The organism is uncultured Shimia sp. (assembly GCF_913054185.1).
GTDB lineage: Bacteria > Pseudomonadota > Alphaproteobacteria > Rhodobacterales > Rhodobacteraceae > Shimia.
This window is the reverse complement of the sequence record NZ_CAJXIV010000158.1, coordinates 1-3,893: the sequence shown is the minus strand read 5'-3', so window position 1 is coordinate 3,893 and position 3,893 is coordinate 1. Positions and strand designations below refer to the sequence as shown.

Here is a 3,893-nt window from a genome sequence, read left to right as displayed (position 1 = left end):
ACCTCTGGCCTCTGCCTTCGGAGGGCAGCGCTCTATCCAGCTGAGCTACAGGTGCCTAAGGTCGGGGTATAGCCAGTGTGGCTACGCCCCGCAATCGCAAAATGAACGTCTAACCAAAGAGTTCGTGCGCCAATTCAAGTGCATCGATGAGCGTGTCCGCTTCATCTGTGGTGTTGTACAAGCCAAAGCTGGCCCGGCAGGTTGCAGACACACCTAGATGCTCCATCAAGGGGCCCGCACAGTGATGCCCTGCCCGTACTGCTACGCCCTTTTTGTCCAGGATCGTGGAAATGTCATGTGCGTGCGCCGCGCCATCCAATGTGAAGCTGAAGATCGCGGCTTTGTCAGCTGTTGTACCCTGAACTTGCAGCCAATTGAGACCCGCCAGTTTCTGCATAGTATAGTCACGTAGCTTGGCCTCATGCGCCGCAACATTCTCCATGCCCAGCTCCATCAAGTAGTCCAATGCCACGCCAAAGCCAATGGTCTGTACAATACCTGGCGTTCCAGCCTCAAACTTCATGGGAGGATCGTTGTAGATCACAGCCTCTTTGGAGACCTCTTTGATCATGTCGCCGCCGCCAATGAACGGACGCATCTCTGCCATACGTTCGGATTTGCAGTAAATCGCACCGGAGCCAGACGGCCCGTACAGTTTGTGGCCAGTTATAGCATAGAAATCGCACCCAATGTCCTGCACATCCACCGGCGCATGCACTGAACCCTGAGAGCCATCTACAAGCACCGGCACTCCTTTGGCATGCGCGCCCTCTGTGATGGCTTTCACGTCCACCATAGTGCCCAACACATTGGAGCACTGCGTCACGGCAATCAGTTTGGTTTTTGACCCTATCGCGTCCAGCACAGCCTGAGGGTCCAAAGCGCCAGAGCTGTCCACATCCACCCACTTGAGCACCACTCCCTGACGTTCACGCAGGAAGTGCCACGGCACGATGTTGGCATGGTGTTCCATCACCGACAGGATAATCTCATCGCCAGCTTCCAGACGGGGCATAGCCCAGCCATAAGCCACCATGTTGATGCCTTCGGTGGTGCCGGAATTCAGAACAATCTCATCTTCACTGGCCGCATTTAGAAACTTGGCAATCTTGCCACGCACCGCTTCGTATTTGTCCGTCGCAAGGTTGGAAAGATAGTGCAACCCGCGGTGAACATTTGCATATTCCATTGAATACGCCTGCGTGATTGCATCAATCACCACCTGCGGTTTTTGCGAGGATGCACCATTGTCCAGATAGACCAATGGTTTGCCGTTTACTTCGCGGCTTAAGATAGGAAAATCAGCACGGATTTTTTTGACGTCATACATTTTAAGACATTCCAATAGCGGTCGCTGCACCAAGCGACAAAAGCATCGTCATCCCAACGGTCATACCCAGCATGGTGATCAACACCAACATCACGGCTTTCCCAAGGCTGTTAAACCCATGGATAACATTAATGAAATTCAAAACGACCCAGATCGAATACAGACCGACTCCCATCACGAAAATCAGTGCCAGACCAGGCATGGCCAGCATCAGTAACAAGGATGCCATCTGAACCGCAAACCGCATGTATTGCAGCCACCCAATGGCCAACAATATATCGTCAAACCGCCCTCGCCCCCCAATCGCACGTCCTCCCCAGTAGAAAGAGAAGACAAGCAGCACCAGTCCGCATCCAAGAATTGTCGTGTACAGGAAGGGCGCCGTGAGGAACGGAACGTTCAATTCAGGAGGGGCCGGAAACAGAGTCAGTGTTGCGAAATGCGCCAGCGCATTGAGCACAATACCAAGTGCGAGGATCATCCACGCCACATTGCGCGGTACGGGCCGGCTCATAAGCGCCACGGCCGCTTCACTCGGATCGCGCGCAGTTAGCCAGAACAGAGCGGTCAATTGCTTTCTCACGTGGACACCCTACCCGCTTCCAGCAAACCAGAAATCCAGATCCAAACAAAGGCAAAGAACCACAGTGCGCCAACAATGGTCAACGCGGAACTCTCGCCGATGAAACCTTCAACCAAACCTACCAAAAGGAACAACGGTCCCGTCGCCAACATCGCCCAAAACAAAGCGAAACGCGCCCCAAAGCTGGATTGCTTCCGACCAAAAGCACGCAACAGTAGATGCGAAACAAGCGCCAAGGTCATCATTATCAACGGAAGCAAAAACATCAAAGCGAACAAATTGGCCCCAAGCAGCGGATTCAACTCTGTGCCCGTCAAATGCGCCTCACGCGCCAACGCCGGCCATCGCGACACAAAGATCACGCAGCAAGCAGCCATCAGGATCGCGAATGCACGGTCTTCCCGCTCGCCCATTGCCAACCGGCGCGAAACTACCGCACGCGGAGTGCGGTAGCTGGCCATCATATCACTCGTCACAGACATCAGCCGCGCCGACGCTCCAACCAGGACTCCAAACGCCCGACAATTTCATCACGCAACGCTTCGCTTTCCACTTCTTCTACCGCCTCTGCCACAAAGGACATCACCATAAGATCAGTTGCAATGTCTTTGGGAACACCACGCGCACGAAGATAAAACAACGCATCCTCGTCAATCGCGCCTGAGGTGGATCCATGAGAACAGGCCACGTCATCGGCATAGATTTCCAGCTCGGGCTTGGCCAAGAACTGGCTGTCACCGTCCAAAAGCAGCGATTGGCTGATCTGATAGCCATCGGTTTTCTGTGCGCCCGCCTTCACCAGGATTTTGCCCTGGAAAACGCCGGTGGCACCATTGCGCAGCACTTTTTTGAAGACCTGACGGCTTTCGCAGTTCACCGCATCATGGGTCACAAAAACCGTGTCATCGTGATGGAAATCTCCATCCCCCATGCAGGCACCAGCCACGTGAGCGACAGCATTATCGCCGGTCAACTCCAGCACAGCTTCATTGCGGGTCAGGCGACCGTTCACAGTCAAAGTGAAGCTCTTAAACACACTTTCGGTGCCCAAACGGCCAAACAAATGGGTCACAGCTCGGCGTTCATGGTCTCGGCCTTGCGCCCGTACATGGTGAAAAGCTGCGCCATCCGCAACATCCACTTCCATGGATTTGTTGAACCGGGCCGCTGCTGGACCGTTTTCCAGAACCGTCACTTCTGCGCCCGCGTCCAGTTTGATCACGTGATGCAAAATTGCGTCAGAGTTGTCAGCCTTATGCTGATAAATCAAGTTCACAGGCTTCTCAACTTTGCCAGTCACGTGAATTATCACGCCATCAGTGGCAAACGCGGAGTTCAGAGCCGCCAAAGGCCGCTCAACTGGTGTTTGACCATTGGTTTCCAACTGACCATACAGGTCTTTGGCCCAATGAATGTCTTTCTCCGCAATATCCGCCAAACGCTCAATCGACAGGCCTTCACCTGCCAACACGTCCGACTGATCCGCATCAAACACACCGTCCACAAAAACAACCTTGATACGATCAAAGCTGTCAAACATCGGAGCTTCGCCAGTCTCAAACACAGCCGCCGAGGGTACTTCCGCTTGGGTCAGCGTGTCCGGACGGGTGTATCTCCAATACTCGTCCCGACGTTCCGGCAGCCCCATCTCACGCAGGCGACCCAAAGCCGCCTCACGTGCTTCTGTGGCCCACTGACCACCCGCTGGAACGGTCATTCCGTCCAGTCGCGCTGCCGCGGCCTCTTGTTTCTTCGCCAGAGCCGTCATTACGCCATCTCCGCCAGAATGTCGGCGTAACCGTTTTTCTCAACTTCCAGTGCCAGCTCAGGACCACCGGTTTTGATGATGCGGCCGTCCGCCATGATGTGCACGACGTCTGGTTTGATGTGATCCAGCAGACGCTGGTAGTGGGTGATAACGAGGAAGCCACGGCCTTCATCACGCAGCGCGTTCACGCCTTCTGACACCAGCTTCATCGC

The 3,893-nt window shown here is 54.5% G+C and carries 4 protein-coding genes and 1 pseudogene; all 5 read right to left on the bottom strand.

All coding sequences use genetic code 11. The features are described 5' to 3' along the window. Window positions 1-109: 109 nt before the first annotated feature. Window positions 110-1,330: a cysteine desulfurase gene (locus QZ517_RS19725; protein WP_294230669.1), complete on the bottom strand. Its 1,221-nt coding sequence runs from the start codon at window positions 1,328-1,330 to the stop codon at window positions 110-112. A gap of 1 nt (window position 1,331) precedes the next feature. After that, window positions 1,332-1,913 carry a YIP1 family protein gene (locus QZ517_RS19720; RefSeq protein ID WP_294230666.1) on the bottom strand — a complete coding sequence of 194 codons (582 nt, stop codon included), beginning with the start codon at window positions 1,911-1,913 and terminating at the stop codon, window positions 1,332-1,334. Continuing rightward, entirely contained in the window at window positions 1,910-2,395 is a 486-nt protein-coding gene (locus QZ517_RS19715) for a YIP1 family protein (RefSeq protein ID WP_294230664.1), read from the bottom strand. The genes QZ517_RS19720 and QZ517_RS19715 overlap by 4 nt, the downstream gene beginning before the upstream one ends. Next, a complete protein-coding gene (gene sufD / locus QZ517_RS19710; protein ID WP_294230672.1) occupies window positions 2,395-3,630 on the bottom strand; it encodes a Fe-S cluster assembly protein SufD in 1,236 nt (411 codons plus the stop codon). The genes QZ517_RS19715 and sufD overlap by 1 nt, the downstream gene beginning before the upstream one ends. Window positions 3,631-3,680: 50 nt before the next feature. Next, a pseudogene (gene sufC, locus QZ517_RS19705) lies at window positions 3,681-3,893 on the bottom strand (Fe-S cluster assembly ATPase SufC); the annotation flags it as partial.

Bases quoted from the DNA above. Each gene is read 5' to 3' on its own strand.
- QZ517_RS19725 (WP_294230669.1), bottom strand. From the start codon at position 1,330: ATGTATGACGTCAAAAAAATCCGTGCTGATTTTCCTATCTTAAGCCGC.
- QZ517_RS19715 (WP_294230664.1), bottom strand. From the start codon at position 2,395: ATGTCTGTGACGAGTGATATGATGGCCAGCTACCGCACTCCGCGTGCG.
- sufD (WP_294230672.1), bottom strand. From the start codon at position 3,630: ATGACCGTTCCAGCGGGTGGTCAGTGGGCCACAGAAGCACGTGAGGCG.